This window comes from Streptomyces sp. NBC_00299, from assembly GCF_036173045.1.
Lineage (GTDB): Bacteria > Actinomycetota > Actinomycetes > Streptomycetales > Streptomycetaceae > Streptomyces > Streptomyces machairae.
In genome coordinates, this window is record NZ_CP108039.1 from 2,967,784 (window position 1) to 2,984,348 (window position 16,565).

Here is a 16,565-nt window from a genome sequence, read left to right on the forward strand (position 1 = left end):
GCCAGGGCTGGGTTACTTCTTTTCGTCCGGAGTTTCCGCAGCGGACTCCGCGGAGGCCTCAGACTCGGGGGCCTCAGACTCCAGGGCCTCAGACTCGGGGGCCTCAGCCTCAGGGGCCTCGTCCGCCGGTGTCTCCTCGGAAGCCGCAGCCGCCGCCGGCGTCCCCTTGGAAACCGGAGTGTCAGCGGGCGCCGCCTTGGAAACCGGAGCGTCCGGGGCATCCCCCGTCGGCACCAGCTCCGCGGCCTCCTTGGCCACGCTCAGCAGCACCGTGTCCTGCGGCTGCTGGTCCGCGAAGTTCTCCGGGTGGTGGCAGGCCACCCGCTGGCCGGGCCTCAGCTCCAGCAGCGGCGGCTCCGCCGTCCGGCAGATCTCCGTCGCCTTCCAGCACCGCGTGTGGAAACGGCAGCCGCTCGGCGGGGAGATCGGCGAGGGCACGTCGCCACGCAGCAGGATGCGCTCGCTCTTGGCGCCCCGGCGCTTGGGGTCCGGCACCGGCACGGCCGACATCAGGGCCTTGGTGTACGGGTGCATCGGCGCCTCGTACAGCGAGGTGCGATCGGCGAGCTCGACGATCTTGCCGAGGTACATCACCGCGATCCGGTCCGAGACGTGCCGTACGACGGACAGGTCGTGGGCGATGATCACGTACGTGAGGCCGAGCTCCTCCTGGAGGTCGTCCATCAGGTTCACGACCTGGGCCTGGATCGACACGTCCAGCGCGGACACCGGCTCGTCCGCCACGACCAGCTTCGGCTTCAGGGCGAGTGCCCGGGCGATGCCGATGCGCTGGCGCTGACCGCCGGAGAACTCGTGCGGGTAGCGGTTGTAGTGCTCGGGGCTCAGACCCACCAGCTCCAGGAGCCGCTGGACCTCCTTCTTCACCCCGCCCTCGGGCTCGACGCCCTGGAGCCGGAACGGCGCCGAGACGATGCCGCCGATGGTGTGCCGGGGGTTCAGGGAGCCGTAGGGGTCCTGGAAGATCATCTGGATGTCCCGCCGCAGCGGACGCATCCCGGCCGTGCTCAGCCGCGTGATGTCCTGGCCCTCGAAGTGGATCGAGCCGCCCGTCGGGTCCTGGAGCCGCGTGATGACCCGGCCCATGGTCGACTTGCCGCAGCCGGACTCGCCGACCACGCCGAGGGTCTCGCCCTTGCGCACCTCGAAGTCGATGCCGTCGACCGCCTTGACCGCGCCGACCTGACGCTGGAGGACGCCCTTACGGATCGGGAAGTGCTTCTGCAGGCCCTCGACCTTGAGCAGCACCTCACGCTCGTCGGGAGCGGAGCCCTGGGCGGGGACCGTGGCCGCGCCCGGTTTCGCCGCGCCCGTCTTGGCCTCGTCCGTTTTCTTCGTCTCACTCACAGCTTCGGCGCAATCTCTTCGGTCCAGATCCGCGTACGGTCCTCCGCCGAGAGGTGGCAGGCGGAGAAGTGTCCACTGCCGACCGGCTGGAGCTCCGGGCGCACGGTACGGGTGACATCGCCCTTGGGGATGTCCGCGTACGGGCAGCGGGGATGGAAGGCGCAGCCCGAGGGGACGTTGATGAGGCTCGGCGGCTGCCCCTTGACGGGGATGAGCCGTTCGGAGGTCTCGCGGTCGATGCGCGGCATCGAGCCGAGCAGGCCCCAGGTGTACGGGTGTTGCGGCCGCTCGAAGACGTCGTCGACGCTGCCTCGCTCCACGCACCGGCCGCCGTACATCACCAGAACGTCGTCGGCGATCTCGGCGACCACGCCGAGGTCGTGGGTGATGAGGACGACCGCGGAGCCGAACTCCTTCTGCAGGTCCCGGATGAGGTCGAGGATCTGCGCCTGAACGGTCACGTCGAGGGCGGTCGTCGGCTCGTCCGCGATGAGCAGTTCGGGGTTGTTGACCAGTGCCATGGCGATCATCGCACGCTGGCGCATACCGCCGGAGAACTCGTGCGGGTAGCTGTCGACGCGCTTGCCGGGCTCGGGGATGCCGACCCGGTCGAGCATCTCGACGGCCCGCTTGCGCGCGGTCTTCTTGTTGACGTCGTGGTGGACCCGGTAGGCCTCCACGATCTGGTTGCCGATCGTGTAGTACGGGTGCATCGCGGACAGCGGATCCTGGAAGATCATCGCCATCTCGCGACCGCGCAGCCGGCGCACCTCGTCCGGCTCGGCGGAGATCAGCTCCTTGCCGCCGAGCCAGATCTCGCCGGACATCTGGACGTTCTTGCCGCGTGCCCCGAGCCGGTGCAGGCCCATGATCGCCAGCGAGGTGACGGACTTGCCGGAGCCCGACTCGCCCACGATGCAGAGGGTCTTGCCCTTCTCCACCTGGAAGGTGAGCCCGTCGACGGACTTGACCAGGCCGTCGTCGGTGGGGAAGTGCACCTTGAGGTCGCGGACCGAGAGGAAGGCGTCGGAACCGTTCGAGGGTGAGCTCGTCGGCTCGCCCACGGCGGCACCGGTCTTGGAGAGTTCGGTCACGAGAGCCTCACGCGCGGGTCGGCGGCAGCGTAGAGCAGATCCACCAGGAGATTTGCGATCACGACGAAGAAGGCGGCCAGCAGGGTGACGCCGAGGATCGGGGGCAGGTCGTTGTCGGTGATGCCCTGCACCGCGTACTGGCCGATGCCGGGCAGCGAGAACACGGTCTCGGTGATCACGGCGCCGCCGAGCAACAGACCCAGGTCCATACCGAAAACGGTGATGATCGGGGTCAGCGCGGCCCGCAGCCCGTGCCGGGCCACGACCTTGCGCTCGCGCAGACCCTTGGCGCGGGCCGTGCGGATGAAGTCCTCGTTCATCGTCTCCAGCATGCCCGAGCGGGTGAGCCGCGCGTAGATGGCGGAGTACAGCAGGGCCAGCGAGCACCAGGCGGGGAAGAGCGTGTTCGCCCATTGCGCCGGATTCTCGGTGAACGGTACGTAGGTTCGGCCGAAGATCGGCCATTGGAAGGTGAAGAGGAGCAGCGCCAGGTTGCCCGTGAAGAACATGGGCAGCGAGACACCGGCGAGCGCGACGCCCATGAACGTGCGGTCGAAGAAGCTGCGGGGCTTGAGCGCGGAGATCACGCCGATCAGCACACCGGACACCAGCCACAGCACGGCGGCGCCGCCGGCCAGCGAGATGGTCACCGGAAGGCGCGAGGTGAGCTGCGGCCACACCTCGACGTGGTTCTTGAAGGAGTAGCCGAAGCACGGCGCGTTGCACTGCGTCGTGGTGGGGCCCAGGTCATAGGTGGCGCCGGCCACGATCCCCTTGATGAAGTGCCAGTACTGGACATACAGGGGCTGGTCCAGACCGAGGTTCTGCTTGACCGCGGCGATGTCGGCCTTCGTCGGGCTCTTTCCGATGTACTGCTGCGCCAGCTGGTCGGCGGTCTGGCCGGCCATCCGTGGCAGCAGGAAGAAGATCGCGAAGGTGACCGCGGTGACGACCAGCAGCAGGATCACTGCCGCCAGGGTCCGACGGAGGATGTACGAGATCACGGGGACCGGCGCTGGTGCCCGCGGGCTGCTGAGCCCGCGGGCACCAAAGCCTTCACCTGCCTTCCGGGGCTACTTCTTGGTCGTGCCGATGTTGAGGTAGTCGTACTGACCGCTGAAGGCCGCCGTGGACACCAGGTTGGTGAAGTTGGCGGGGCGGTACAGCAGGACCTTGAAGTAGGTCAGCGGGACGAGGACAGCCTGGTCCATTGCACGCTTGTCGATCTCGGCGTACATGCTGTTGCGCTGGGCCTCGTCCTCGGTGGCGATGGCCTTCTCCAGCATCTCGTTGATCTGCTTGTCATCGATGTACGAGAGGTTGGTGTTGCCCGAGGCGCCGATCGCGTCACCGTGCAGGATCTGCTGCAGGAAGCCGTAGCCACCCGGCCAGTCGGCACCCCACTGCATCATGTGCAGACCGATGTTCTGCTTCTTGTCGAACGCCGGCACACCCGCGTAGTCGGTGAAGTACTTGCCCGACGGGTACTGCTTCAGGCTGGCGTTGATGCCGACCTTCTTCAGCGAGGCGATGATCGCGGTGGCCGCGTCGATCTCCTGCGGACGGTCGCTGCGCGCCGAGATGTTGGTGGTGATGGTCGACTTGCCGCAGGCCTTCAGCTGCTCCTTGGCCTTGGCCGCGTCGCCCTTGTTGCCGGCGGTCGCGTAGACGTCCGCCTTCTTGTAGCCCGGGATGTCCGGCGGAAGGACGGTGGTCGCGATGTCACCGCGGATCGGGCCGCCCTCGGCGGTCTGCACGGAGACCTTGTCGATGGCGTACTGGACGGCCTTGCGGCACTCGACCTTGTCGAACGGCGCGACCTGGGTGTTGATCGCCATGTAGACCAGGCGGCCACCGTAGGTGTTGTCGGTGTTGGCCTTCAGGTCGGCGCTGTTGACGACCTTCGCCTGCGTCGCGGCCTGGACGCCGGTACCACCGAGGTCGATCGCGTCACCGGACTGGACGTCCTGGTCGATCGTCTCGGCGTTGACCTTGAGCTTGACGACGATCTTGTCCGGGTACTGCTTGCGCAGCGGGTCCGTCTTCGGGTCCCAGTTCTTGTTGCGGACGAGGACGGCCTGCTTGCCCTCCTCGTAGCTCTCGAACTGGTACGAGCCCGAGGACACGATGCTCTTGACGTAGTCGATGCCCTTGTCCTTGGCCTGGGGCACCGGTGCCGTCTGCGGCGTCGCCACCAGGTAGTCGAACTCCTGGAAGGCACGGTTGAGCTTGAAGACGACCGTGGTGTCGTCCGGCGTCTCGATGGACTTCAGGCCCTCGGCGCTCTTGTCCTTGTACGGACCCTTGTACTTGTCGCCGCCCTCGAGGAACTGCTGGAAGTAGTTCGGCCCGAGGGAGAGCACGTCACGCGCGAAGTTGGAGCGCGCGACGGCGTACTTGACGTCCTTCGAGGTGATCGGCGTGCCGTCCTGGTACTTCAGGCCCGAACGCAGCTTGTACGTCCACGTCTTGCCGCCGTCGCTGGGCACGCCCGCGCTCTCGGCGAGGTCCGGGACCAGCGTGTTGCCCTCCTCGCCCGCGCCGGGCTTGAAGGTCATCAGCGGGCGCGCGTAGAGCCGGCTGAGGTTGTACATGTACGCGTAGTACGTGTTGCCGGGGTCGAAGGAGTCCGGGACGTCCGAGTACTCGTACGTGACCGTCCCACCCTTCTGGGTGGAGGCGTTGACGACACCCTTGGTCGCTGCGTTGGCCCCAGCCGACTTGTTTCCGTTGTTGTCCGAGTTGTCATCGGCCTTGCTGCAAGCCGAAAGCAGCAAGCTCGCACTGCCGATGGCCGCTACCGCGGCCAGCGCTGACCTTCGCATGATGGTCTGCTTCCCCTCCATTGTTGGAATTTTGGGACTCTCGCTGCGGCCGCAGGTCAGCGGCTGCGCGGGTCGAGAGCGTCACGGAGACCGTCGCCGAGCAGGTTGAACGCCAGGACGGTCACGAAGATGGCGAGACCAGGCACGATCATGAACTGCGGGTCGACCTGGTAGTAGTCGACCGCCTGGTTGATCATGCCGCCCCACGAAGCCTGCGGGGGCTGGATGCCGACGCCCAGGAAGCTCAGGGACGCCTCGAACAGGATGTTGGTCGGGATGAGCAGCGTCGAGTAGACGATGATCGGGCCCACGAGGTTCGGCAGCAGCTCCCGGAAGAGGATGTACGGCCCCTTGGCCCCCATCCCCCGGGAGGCGTCGACGAACTCCCGCTCGCGCAGGGCCAGTGTCTGGCCCCGGACAATGCGGCCCAGGTAGGGCCAGTTGAAGAAGCCGATGACGAAGATCAGCACGCCGATGTGCAGCGGCAGGCCTTCCAGGCCGAAGGCACCGCCCTGCAGGGTGGCGGAGATGGCGATCGCGAACAGCAGGAGAGGGAACGCCAGGAAGGTGTCCATCAGGCGGCTGATGATCGTGTCGACACGTCCGCCGTAGTAGCCGGCCACGACGCCGAGGACGGCGCCGATCGTGTTGGACAGGATCGTGGCGCCGAAGGCGACGACCAGCGAGACCCAGGAGCCCTCCAGGATGCGGGTGGCGATGTCCCGGCCGAACTTCGGCTCCACACCGAGCGGGTGCTCCCAGCTCATGCCGCCGAAGTCACCCTTGGGCAGCGACGTGTTGGGGTCGATCAGATCCTGGTTCAGGGCGTTGGGGTCCAGGCCGAACATCGCCTGAATGGGGCGGGAGAGGATCGCGAGCAGGATCAGCAGGATCACGATGACCCCGCCGGCCACGGCCACCTTGTCCTTCTTGAACCGGGACCAGGCGATCTGGCCGAGGGAACGCCCCTCGATCTGGCTCTTCTCGACGCCGGCGAGAACGGCCTCGGGCTGCGCTCCGGCCTCCGCTCCGGTTGTCTCGATCGGTGCGGTCACAGTGAGATTGACCCCTCTCGGCCGGCGGTTGCCGACCCCCCTGGCTGCCGCTGTAGCGGTTGCTTCCACTCGTACACAGGACCGACCGGCCCGTGTCTTGCCGGGAGTCTTCAACGCTTTGGCGATCTGTTGCCAGAGCTGACGGGGAAAGGATGCGCAACCGTGATGCTGTCTGAGGGGTTCCGTTATCCGAACAGTGGGTATCGACCGCCGGACGGGGGCCAGTTGGGGCGTATGAGGGCGGACCGGGACCTTCCGATTGCATCTACGCGCGGAGATCGACCTGGGAAACCGCAGTCGCTGACCCTTTGCACCTACGACAGTCGGGTTGCTGACCGATCAGCAGGTTAGCCGATGAATGATCAGTAACGGCCCTGTGCCGGTGGGTAGCCGTAGCCGGCCGCCGGTGCCTGCGCGGGGGCGGCGACGTGTGCCTCGCGGTCGTAGAACGGGCGGGCGCTCGCTCTCATCCACATGGCGACCGGGTCGTCCTCGTCGGACATCGCCACGGTCGAGACGGGCAGCCCGTCGGGGACCGCGCCGATCGACTGCGACATCATCGAGCGCACCGAGTCGACCGCGGGCGGGCTGGTGTCGTACACGTCGAGCCCGATGGCGAGATACGGCGCACCGAGCGCCGGCTGCACCCAGGCGCGGCGCAGCGAGCGGACCGCCGGGGTGCGGTGGGCGTTCTGCGCGAGGAGGGCGTAGAACTGCGGGACCTCGATGCCGGGTTCCGACAGGCGAAGCGGGCCGGCGGGCTGGCGGTCCAGGCCGGTGGCGATGCGGCGCAGGTCGAGCCACGGGATGCCGACGCCGCCGCCCGGGGCGTGCGGGTTGAGCCAGAGGCCGTAGTGGTCCGGGTAGAGGGTGCGGGCCACGTCGACTCCGTCGACGACTTCGTAGCTGCGGTTCCAGCCGCTGGCCGACAGTTCCTGGGCGGAGGTGACGCACGGGGCATAGCCGTAGCCTTCGACCTCCATGTTTCCGTACTGGGCGTCCGGGGAGCCGCCCTGGCCGTGCCACAGCAGCATCCAGACCTGGCCGGAGGACGGGGTCGCGAGGGCGCGCAGGAGGGCCTCGTAGGCGTCGTAGCGCCCGGGCGTCACCTGGCGCAGCATGTGCTCGACCTGTCCGGTCGAGGTGGTGCCGCTCGCGCTCACCTTTTACCGCCCCTTCGGGAAACATGGCTTTGTGGCCCAGCTTAGGCGCTCCGCCGGGAGAGCCGGGGAGAGCTCGGGACCTATTGTGGTCTGCGGACTGCGGGTCACATGTGGCTTGTCGCGCCCACGCGGCGGAGCCCACTTCGATACAGCCCCGCGCCCCTGGAGGGGCGCTGCCCCTCAGGGACGCTGCAAGTCACGCTGGTAGAAGGGGCGCACCTGCCGGCGCATCCAGGCGATCACCGGGTCCTCGGCCACGTCCAGCAGGACCAGGTTGACCGGCCACGGGACCGGGGCGCGGCCGAGGGCCCGGGCCAGGGCGTCCATGGGGATTGCGCGCAAGTCGCCCTCCCAGAGGGAGAGTTCCACGCCGATGAACATCACCGGGGTGGCCGTCTCGATCGACGCGAGGCAGCGGCGGGCCGTCGTGACCACACCGGTTTCGGCGAACTCGGCCGACGCCACCGCCAGGAAGTCGATCGGGTCGTCCTGCCAGTCGGGCTCGTAGAGCTTGACGCGGCCCCCGGAAGTGAGGCCGTCCAGCGGGGTGCGGCCCACACGGCAGAGCTCGGCCACCGCGGCCGGGGGCAGCGGCACGCCGACCACGCCGTCGGGGTTGACGGCGATGCCCACCTGCGGCGGCAGACCACGGGCGAACTCCACCGCGGGGGCGATGGTGTACGACATGTGGGAGCCGACGACCTGGCGGAACTGTTCCTCGGAGCTGAAGACCGGCACGTACGCCTGGCCCTCGATCTCCACCGTCGGCAGGTCCAGCGGGCCGCTGGACGGGCCGCCGCCGGCGGGCAGGGGCACCCAGACGAAGCTGCGGCCCAGTACCTCGATGATCCGGCCCCCGGCCGAGGGAAGGCCGAGGGAGGCCGAGAGCACCTCCTCCAGTTCGTTGCCGGGCCACCCGCCGTGGGAGTGGAGGTGTGCCCCTGCCGGGAAGTCCGCGGGGAGTTCCGCTGGGAAGTCCATCTACTCTCAACCGCCTGCTGTGAACCGCTGCTGTGGCTCAAAAGGCTAGCGGGTGGCCGTCATGTACAGGGCCTCGGCCGGTCAGCCCGTGAACCCGATCCGGCGCAGTACGCCCGCCGCCTCCCGGTCGATCAGCACCGCCGACCCGCATCCCGGGGGCAGCTGGCCCTTCTCCACCGAGCGCAGCAGGTGGGCCGCGGCCCTGCGGTGGCGCAGGAAGGCGTACCGCGAGACGCCGCGGCCGCGCTCGCGCTGGCCCTCCAGGGCCGTGTCCGGGTCGACGTCGAGCAGCAGCAGGTGCAGGGTGCCGCCGTGGCGGCGGGCCTCGCGGGCCAGCCAGGCGCGCACCCAGGCCTGCGTCCCGCAGTCGTGCACGACGACGCCCTTGCCGGAGCGCACGGCGCGGCGCAGGCCGGCGTAGTGCGCGAGACGGACCAGGGGGCGGTAGACGGCGTAGGGCAGGAAGCCGGGCATGCGGGCGTCCCAGCGGTCCCGGGTGTCCTGGGAGTCGATGCGGGCGCCCTTCACCGTCCGTCGCATCAGCGTGGACTTGCCGCTGCCGGGCAGCCCCGTGATCACGACGAGGTCCTCGGGGCCGAAGAGCAGCGCGTGCGGGCTGTGGCCGGAGCGCTCGCGGAGGTCACGGACCACCGGTGCGACGCGCGTGCCCTTTGCCTCGACGGCCGGGGCCGCGGGCTGCTTGGGCAGCGCGATGCCCGACGTCGTGGCGTACGCCGTGGTGCGCTTCACCGTCATCGTCCTCCTCCGGTTCAGGATTCCCCATCCCCACTGAGCGTAAAGAGAAGGTAATGGATGATCTCTCGCATTTTCGTTCACTTCCTGCCACAACCCCGTTACAGACGTGGCCTGCCGTAGACGAGCCAGGCGTGCAATGATGTCCGCGCCAACTGCATACCGGCCGTTTGAATCCGCGCGGGAGAGTCCCCAGCAGTGCATCGCTGGGGCGCCGAAGGAGCAAGTCCCTCCCTTGAATCTCTCAGGCACCGTTACCGCGCGGGCGAGGCACATCTGAAAAGCGAGTCCCCCTTTTCGTCGAAGAGGCGTGACTCCACCCAAGGTGCAAGCCGTGACCTGGCCCTCGCCGGTCATGGCGAACCTCTCAGGTTCCGATGACAGATGGGGAGGAACGACCTCGCCCTCCCCCACGCTCGAATGAACTCGCGCGGGAGGTACCCCCATCGCCTTGGGAGAAAACCGTCCGATGAGCAGTACAGAAGAACTCCGTCACACCGCGCTCGATGCCCTGCATCGCTCGCTCGGCGCGACGATGACCGACTTCGCCGGCTGGGACATGCCCCTGCGCTACGGCTCCGAGCGCGACGAGCACAACGCCGTGCGTACCCAGGCCGGGCTCTTCGATCTCTCCCACATGGGCGAGATCACCGTCACCGGCCCCGCCGCGGCGGCGCTCCTGAACCACGCCCTGGTCGGCAACATCGCCTCCGTCGGCGTCGGCCGCGCCCGCTACACCATGATCTGCCGGGCCGACGGCGGCATCCTGGACGACCTGATCGTCTACCGGCTCGCCGAGACCGAGTACATGGTCGTCGCCAACGCCTCCAACGCCCAGGTCGTGCTGGACGCGCTGACCGAGCGGGCCGCCGGCTTCGACGCCGAGGTCCGTGACGACCGGGACGCGTACGCCCTGCTCGCCGTGCAGGGCCCGCAGTCCCCCGGCATCCTCAAGTCCCTCACGGACGCCGACCTGGACGGCCTGAAGTACTACGCTGGCCTGCCCGGCACCGTCGCCGGTGTCCCCGCCCTCATCGCGCGCACCGGCTACACCGGCGAGGACGGCTTCGAGCTGTTCGTGAAGCCGGAGCACGCCGTGGAGCTGTGGCAGGCGCTGACCAAGGCGGGCGAGGGCGTCGGCCTGATCCCGTGCGGCCTGTCCTGCCGGGACACGCTGCGGCTGGAGGCGGGCATGCCGCTGTACGGCCACGAGCTGACCACGTCCCTCACACCCTTCGACGCCGGGCTCGGCCGGGTGGTGAAGTTCGAGAAGGAGGGCGACTTCGTCGGGCGCGAGGCGCTCGCCGAGGCCGCCGACCGTGCCTCGCAGAACCCGCCGCGCGTCCTGGTCGGCCTGATCGCCGAGGGGCGTCGCGTCCCGCGTGCCGGGTACCCGGTCGTCGCGGGCGGCGAGGTGATCGGCGAGGTCACCTCCGGTGCACCCTCTCCCACGCTGGGCAAGCCCATCGCGATGGCGTACGTCGACGCGGCGCACTCCGCGCCGGGCACGGCCGGGGTCGGCGTGGACATCCGCGGCAGCCACGAGCCGTACGAGGTCGTGGCGCTGCCCTTCTACAAGCGGCAGAAGTAGCTCCAGAAGTAGAGACTGGCAGCGGCCCATGCGTGAGCCTGCCCACATTTGCGCTGCTCACGCACGTTTCCAGCGGTCCCCCCTTCATCACCACTCCCGCGCGTACAGGAGAATTCAGGCCATGAGCAACTTCCAGCAGCTGCGCTACAGCAAGGAGCACGAGTGGCTGTCGACCGCCGAGGACGGCGTCTCGACGGTCGGCATCACCGAGTTCGCGGCCAACGCGCTCGGCGATGTCGTCTACGCCCAGCTCCCCGAGGTCGGCTCGACCGTGACCGCGGGTGACACCTGCGGCGAGCTGGAGTCGACCAAGTCGGTGTCGGACCTGTACTCCCCGGTCACCGGCGAGGTCACCGAGATCAACGAGGACGTCGTGAACGACCCGGCACTGGTGAACTCGGCCCCCTTCGAGGGCGGCTGGCTGTTCAAGGTGCGCATCACGGAGGAGCCGGCCGACCTGCTCTCCGCCGATGAGTACGTCGCCCACACCGCCGGCTGAGGAGTTACACCCCTTATGTCTGACAAGTCGCTTCTGAACACGCCCCTGCACGAGCTCGACCCGGCGATCGCCGCCGCGCTCGACGCCGAGCTGGAGCGCCAGCAGTCCACCCTTGAGATGATCGCCTCCGAGAACTTCGCGCCGGTCGCGGTCATGGAGGCGCAGGGCTCGGTCGCCACGAACAAGTACGCCGAGGGCTACCCGGGCCGCCGCTACTACGGCGGCTGCGAGCACGTCGACGTCGCCGAGCAGATCGCCATCGACCGGGTCAAGGAGCTGTTCGGCGCCGAGTACGCCAACGTCCAGCCGCACTCGGGCGCCTCCGCCAACCAGGCCGCCCTGTTCGCGCTGGCCCAGCCCGGCGACACCATCCTGGGCCTGGACCTGGCCCACGGCGGCCACCTCACGCACGGGATGCGGCTGAACTTCTCCGGCAAGCAGTTCAAGGTGGTCCCGTACCACGTGGACACCGAGACCGGCCTGGTCGACATGGCCGAGGTCGAGCGGCTCGCCAAGGAGCACCGCCCGAAGGTGATCATCGCCGGCTGGTCGGCGTACCCGCGGAAGCTGGACTTCGCCGAGTTCCGCCGGATCGCCGACCAGGTCGAGGCGTACCTGTGGGTCGACATGGCGCACTTCGCCGGTCTGGTCGCGGCCGGGCTGCACCCGAACCCGGTCGAGCACGCGGACGTGGTCACCTCCACCACGCACAAGACGCTCGGCGGCCCGCGCGGCGGCATCATCCTCGCGAAGAAGGACTTCGCGAAGAAGCTGAACTCGTCCGTCTTCCCGGGCTTCCAGGGCGGTCCCCTGGAGCACGTGATCGCGGCCAAGGCGGTCTCCTTCAAGGTCGCCGCGAGCGAGGACTTCAAGGAGCGCCAGCGCCGTACGGTCGAGGGTGCGCGGATCCTCGCCGACCGTCTGACCGCCGCCGACGCCCGCGAGGCCGGCGTGAACGTGCTGTCCGGCGGCACCGACGTGCACCTGATCCTCGTGGATCTGCGTGAGTCGGAGCTGGACGGGCAGCAGGCCGAGGACCGTCTCCACGAGGTCGGCATCACGGTCAACCGCAACGCCGTCCCGAACGACCCGCGCCCGCCGATGGTGACCTCGGGTCTGCGCATCGGCACGCCCGCCCTGGCCACCCGCGGCTTCACGGCCGAGGACTTCGCCGAGGTCGCGGACGTCATCGCCGCGGCGCTGAAGCCGTCCTACGACGCGGACGCGCTGAAGGCCCGGGTCAAGGCGCTCGCGGACAAGCACCCGCTGTACCCCGGTCTGAACAAGTAGTTCCTTTTTGTGGGGTGTCCCGCACACTCGTAGGTGAGCGGGACGCCCCACGCCCCTGTTCCACCCCGTATTGAGGAGTCCCCCGTGGCCATCTCGGTCTTCGACCTGTTCTCGATCGGCATCGGCCCGTCCAGCTCCCACACGGTCGGTCCGATGCGCGCGGCACGCATGTTCGCCCGTCGGCTGCGCAATGAGGGTCTGGTGGACTCCGTCGCGTCCGTACGGGCCGAGCTGTACGGCTCCCTTGGCGCGACCGGCCATGGACACGGCACCCCGAAGGCGGTGCTGCTCGGCCTGGAGGACGCCTCGCCGCGCACGGTGGACGTGGAGACGGCGGACGAGCGGGTGGAGGCGATCAAGAGTGAGGGCCGGCTGCGGCTGCTCGGTGAGCGCGACATCCCGTTCTCCTTCGACGAGGACCTGGTCCTGCACCGCCGCAAGGCACTGCCCTACCACGCGAACGGCATGACGCTGTGGGCGTACGACGCGTCCGGCGGGGAGCTGCTCGCCAAGACGTACTACTCGGTGGGCGGCGGCTTCGTCGTCGACGAGGAGGCGGTCGGCGCGGACCGCATCAAGCTGGACGACACGGTCCTGAAGTACCCCTTCCGCACAGGCGACGAGCTGCTGCGGCTGACGCAGGAGACGGGTCTGTCGATCTCCGCGCTGATGCTGGAGAACGAGCGGGCCTGGCGCACGGAGGAGGAGATCCGCGCGGGCCTGCTGGAGATCTGGCAGGTGATGCGGGAGTGCGTGTCGCGGGGGATGTCGCGGGAGGGCATCCTGCCGGGCGGCCTGAAGGTCCGCCGCCGCGCCGCGAACACGGCCCGCAAGCTGCGCTCCGAGGGCGACCCGAAGGCGCTCGCCATGGAGTGGATCACGCTCTACGCGATGGCCGTGAACGAGGAGAACGCGGCGGGCGGCCGGGTCGTGACCGCCCCGACGAACGGCGCGGCGGGCATCATCCCGGCCGTCCTGCACTACTACATCAACTTCGTGCCCGGTGCGGACGAGGAGGGCGTGGTCCGCTTCATGCTGGCCGCCGGCGCGATCGGCATGCTCTTCAAGGAGAACGCGTCCATCTCCGGCGCCGAGGTCGGCTGCCAGGGCGAGGTCGGCTCGGCCTGCTCGATGGCGGCGGGCGCGCTCGCGGAGGTGCTCGGCGGCTCCCCGGAGCAGGTCGAGAACGCCGCCGAGATCGGCATGGAGCACAACCTCGGCCTGACCTGCGACCCGGTCGGCGGCCTCGTCCAGATCCCGTGCATCGAGCGCAACGGCATGGCCGCCGTGAAGGCGGTCACGGCGGCGCGGATGGCCATGCGCGGGGACGGCTCGCACAAGGTGTCCCTGGACAAGGTCATCAAGACCATGAAGGACACGGGCGCCGACATGTCCGTGAAGTACAAGGAGACGGCGCGGGGCGGGCTGGCGGTCAACATCATCGAGTGCTGACGGGGTGGGCCCTGACCTGCGCGTTCGCTTCTTTCAGCGCTGTCAGGGCCTTCCTTGCTTACGCAGCGGAAAGTCCCTGGAAGCTCCCTGGGACAGACGTGAAAGTCCCTGAAAAGTCCCTGGGATGTCCCTGCCGAACCCGCTCACCGTGGTTGGGTACGGTCGACGTCGTGGCCGACCTCACGCTCTTGGACGTGCCTCAGGAAGTGCAAGCGGCGCAGGTGATGTCCCCTGCGGTGCTGGGGTGCAGACTTCGGCGTCGATGTCTGTGCCTCACCATCCGCTCGCGCATCGCGCGCACGAAGACCTGCCAACACAGGCGGCGGGCCCTCAGCATCACCGTCGTTCGAGGGCACCGATAGGCGCTGGGAAACATCACGCTTCAAGCCGGGTACCGGTGTCATGCTGTGCTGGTGGACGTATCTCTTCCCGACCAACTGGGCACAGTTGAACGAGAGTCCTGCGCGGCTGCGCGAGAAGTGATCCGAAAGCTGAATCTCTCCGCGCTTCCTGAGCAGATCACGGGTCAGCAGGAGGTCGCCTTTGTACCGGTGACCCGCGCGCAATGGAAGACAGTGCTGAGGGAAGCCGACCTGTCCGGGCTTCAGCGGAAGACCGACGAGAAGGTTACGGAGACCCTGCGCCTGCGGACCGCTTCTGGCCGAACCATCGGAAAGCGGCTTCCGGAGTTGTTGCGGAGTCTCCACGCGTCGGTTGTTGCTGTGGGTGCTGCCGCAGAAGAGGTGTCCCGGTTCAGTCCGTCCCGTACCAGCGCGGCAGAGCGACGGTTGGCGACTGACCTGGCGCGAGCGAATCAGAACGAGGTTCAGGCGCTGTTCGCCTGCCTGGAACAGGGATGGGCGGAGTCCGCTTGGTCTGCAGTACGGAAGTATGCTCTCGCGGCTCAGGCGGCCGGGCGAACTCTGGAAGCTGCCGCCAGGACTGCTCCCGCCGGCCTTCCTTACGAGGACGTCTACCAGCGAACGCTCGGGGTGTCGGCCGAGCAAGTGGGTCCCGGGTCGGGTGTGGCGTCGCGGGCCCGCCTCCTGGCCGCTTGGGCGGAAGCCCCGCAGATGCTCGATCATCGGCTGCGCCGGAGCATGAGACATCTAATCGATGACTCGCTGCCCCTAACGGTGATACTTCTCCATCACCTTGCCGTCCTAGCGATCTCCGATCGCCCCTTGGTAACGCACCGCGCTGCCCTCCTGGGACGTGACCTGGTGACGTCCCATCTGAAGTCCGATCCGGAACTGGCATGTTCAGTGATGGCACGACACGTCGCTCGAGAACCGGAGATGGTGTCCGCCCATCGGGGACAGATCGCCTACCTCGACGCTTACTACGAGGAGGAGTACCAGGAAGAAAAGGCGCGGGCGGTCATGGACCTGCACCGGGCCGTGCTGGAAGCAGACGTCAGGCGCACGGCTGTTGTGGTACTGGAGCTGCTGGGAAGGACGGTTCCGCAGGGGGCCTCGCTCGCCACCGTCCGGGATCTGCTGGCAGCTCAAGAGGGTCAGCCACTGTGCAAGTTGCTTGCCTCGACGATCCGCTCCGAGTGGCGCAACGCGAACGCCCACGAGGACTTCCGCTGGGACCCTGTCAACGGCACGCTCCTCTTGGGCGGACGGCGAACCGATCTCGACGAGGTACTGGACGCCGCGCTCCGCGCTCGCGCCATTTGCCGCGGGTTCGAGCACGGGGTCGCCGTGGCCTACGCACAGAACGCATCGCTGGTCATCCGGGGCGCAGAGGACTCGAACTACGTCGGCCGAGACCTCTCCATACTCCAGGCAGCAGGAGAAGCCAGATTCCCGGTGCTGGACATCCGGCGCCATGGCAGTCTCGTGCGGCTGGACGTGCCCGACGTCTCCGTTGAGAGCCTGAGAGAGGCGTTTCGTGCGATCCTCAGGGCCGCCATCGCGGACCCGAGCGTCGAGCGCTGGGAACTACGTCAGGCCTCTCCCGACCGGCCTCTGCTGCACGTGGACCGTACGGGAACACATGCCGGGCTCCAGGTCGCGGAGCCCCTCTGGGACATTGCCGACCCCCTGCCTTTCGCCGCTTTCCCCCTGCTGGTGAATGCCATGACCAATGCGGGCGAACCCGCCGAGACAACAACGTCGACGGTCCTCTGCCTGGCAGCTGCCCACGTGCTCGGAGAACGAGACCGCTTGTCGCCTGCTCTTGCACACGGGGATTCAGCCGCCAAGGACGAGTTGATCAGCACCACGAAGCTGATCAGCGTCGGCGCCAAGGCGGCAGCACACCTGATGGAGGGAGCAGCCAACCGCAAGTTGCTGGCCTTCGCTGAAGTCCTTGCCGGAGAGTGCCACCGGTTGAAGGGCGCTCCCCCCTTCGCACTTGTGCGCGAGTTCGTGCCGGCGTATCGGGCCCTGCGGAGGCATGGGCCAGCTCACCTCCCATGGATCACAGGGTTCAACGACTCTGCCGTCTGAGATCCCCGACACGGTCGGGCTCAAATCACGCTTCAGCT

13 protein-coding genes and 2 riboswitches are annotated in these 16,565 nt (G+C 68.3%); of the genes, 5 read left to right on the forward strand and 8 right to left on the reverse strand.

The features are described 5' to 3' along the window. Window positions 1–12 precede the first annotated feature (12 nt). The 8 genes from OHT51_RS12905 to OHT51_RS12940 form a co-directional block, all read right to left on the reverse strand. Window positions 13–1,365: a dipeptide ABC transporter ATP-binding protein gene (locus OHT51_RS12905; RefSeq protein ID WP_443052467.1), complete on the reverse strand. Its 1,353-nt coding sequence runs from the start codon at window positions 1,363–1,365 to the stop codon at window positions 13–15. After that, window positions 1,362–2,459, reverse strand: coding sequence for an ABC transporter ATP-binding protein (locus OHT51_RS12910; protein WP_328879061.1), 1,098 nt, complete (start codon window positions 2,457–2,459; stop codon window positions 1,362–1,364). The genes OHT51_RS12905 and OHT51_RS12910 overlap by 4 nt, the downstream gene beginning before the upstream one ends. Further along, window positions 2,456–3,463: an ABC transporter permease gene (locus tag OHT51_RS12915; protein WP_328879062.1), complete on the reverse strand. Its 1,008-nt coding sequence runs from the start codon at window positions 3,461–3,463 to the stop codon at window positions 2,456–2,458. The genes OHT51_RS12910 and OHT51_RS12915 overlap by 4 nt, the downstream gene beginning before the upstream one ends. A 69-nt stretch (window positions 3,464–3,532) precedes the next feature. Then, window positions 3,533–5,284: an ABC transporter substrate-binding protein gene (locus OHT51_RS12920; RefSeq protein WP_443052468.1), complete on the reverse strand. Its 1,752-nt coding sequence runs from the start codon at window positions 5,282–5,284 to the stop codon at window positions 3,533–3,535. Between the two features lie 56 nt (window positions 5,285–5,340). Beyond that, the gene (locus OHT51_RS12925; protein ID WP_328879064.1) at window positions 5,341–6,339 is read right to left on the reverse strand and encodes an ABC transporter permease; all 999 of its coding nucleotides are present in this window, start codon (window positions 6,337–6,339) and stop codon (window positions 5,341–5,343) included. Between the two features lie 362 nt (window positions 6,340–6,701). Further along, window positions 6,702–7,502 carry an enhanced serine sensitivity protein SseB C-terminal domain-containing protein gene (locus tag OHT51_RS12930; protein ID WP_328879065.1) on the reverse strand — a complete coding sequence of 267 codons (801 nt, stop codon included), beginning with the start codon at window positions 7,500–7,502 and terminating at the stop codon, window positions 6,702–6,704. Window positions 7,503–7,682: 180 nt separating this feature from the next. Next, window positions 7,683–8,483, reverse strand: coding sequence for an enhanced serine sensitivity protein SseB (locus tag OHT51_RS12935; protein WP_328879066.1), 801 nt, complete (start codon window positions 8,481–8,483; stop codon window positions 7,683–7,685). A gap of 81 nt (window positions 8,484–8,564) precedes the next feature. Continuing rightward, complete coding sequence (locus OHT51_RS12940; RefSeq protein ID WP_328879067.1) at window positions 8,565–9,239, reverse strand: AAA family ATPase; 675 nt, start codon at window positions 9,237–9,239, stop codon at window positions 8,565–8,567. A 168-nt stretch (window positions 9,240–9,407) separates the two neighbouring features. Further along, window positions 9,408–9,506, forward strand: a riboswitch (glycine riboswitch). After that, window positions 9,507–9,630: riboswitch (glycine riboswitch) on the forward strand. Window positions 9,631–9,705: 75 nt separating this feature from the next. Between OHT51_RS12940 and gcvT the strand changes: the two genes are divergently transcribed. The 5 genes from gcvT to OHT51_RS12965 all read left to right on the forward strand — a co-directional run bounded on the left by gcvT (window position 9,706) and on the right by OHT51_RS12965 (window position 16,527). Then, entirely contained in the window at window positions 9,706–10,827 is a 1,122-nt protein-coding gene (gene gcvT / locus OHT51_RS12945) for a glycine cleavage system aminomethyltransferase GcvT (protein WP_328879068.1), read from the forward strand. Window positions 10,828–10,948: 121 nt separating this feature from the next. Continuing rightward, on the forward strand, window positions 10,949–11,326 hold the full coding sequence (gcvH, locus tag OHT51_RS12950; RefSeq protein WP_328879069.1) for a glycine cleavage system protein GcvH: 378 nt from the start codon (window positions 10,949–10,951) through the stop codon (window positions 11,324–11,326). Between the two features lie 15 nt (window positions 11,327–11,341). Then, on the forward strand, window positions 11,342–12,616 hold the full coding sequence (gene glyA, locus OHT51_RS12955) for a serine hydroxymethyltransferase (RefSeq protein ID WP_328879070.1): 1,275 nt from the start codon (window positions 11,342–11,344) through the stop codon (window positions 12,614–12,616). An 84-nt stretch (window positions 12,617–12,700) separates the two neighbouring features. Next, window positions 12,701–14,068, forward strand: a complete 1,368-nt coding sequence (locus tag OHT51_RS12960) for an L-serine ammonia-lyase (protein WP_328879071.1) — start codon at window positions 12,701–12,703, stop codon at window positions 14,066–14,068. 413 nt (window positions 14,069–14,481) lie between these two features. Further along, a complete protein-coding gene (locus tag OHT51_RS12965) occupies window positions 14,482–16,527 on the forward strand; it encodes a hypothetical protein (RefSeq protein WP_328879072.1) in 2,046 nt (681 codons plus the stop codon). Window positions 16,528–16,565 lie beyond the last annotated feature (38 nt).

Excerpts from the sequence above, each read along its gene's own strand:
- gcvH (WP_328879069.1), top strand. The coding sequence starts at position 10,949 with ATGAGCAACTTCCAGCAGCTGCGCTACAGCAAGGAGCACGAGTGGCTG.
- OHT51_RS12920 (WP_443052468.1), bottom strand. The coding sequence starts at position 5,284 with ATGCGAAGGTCAGCGCTGGCCGCGGTAGCGGCCATCGGCAGTGCGAGC.
- OHT51_RS12935 (WP_328879066.1), bottom strand. The coding sequence starts at position 8,483 with ATGGACTTCCCAGCGGAACTCCCCGCGGACTTCCCGGCAGGGGCACAC.
- glyA (WP_328879070.1), top strand. The coding sequence starts at position 11,342 with ATGTCTGACAAGTCGCTTCTGAACACGCCCCTGCACGAGCTCGACCCG.
- gcvT (WP_328879068.1), top strand. The coding sequence starts at position 9,706 with ATGAGCAGTACAGAAGAACTCCGTCACACCGCGCTCGATGCCCTGCAT.
- OHT51_RS12940 (WP_328879067.1), bottom strand. The coding sequence starts at position 9,239 with ATGACGGTGAAGCGCACCACGGCGTACGCCACGACGTCGGGCATCGCG.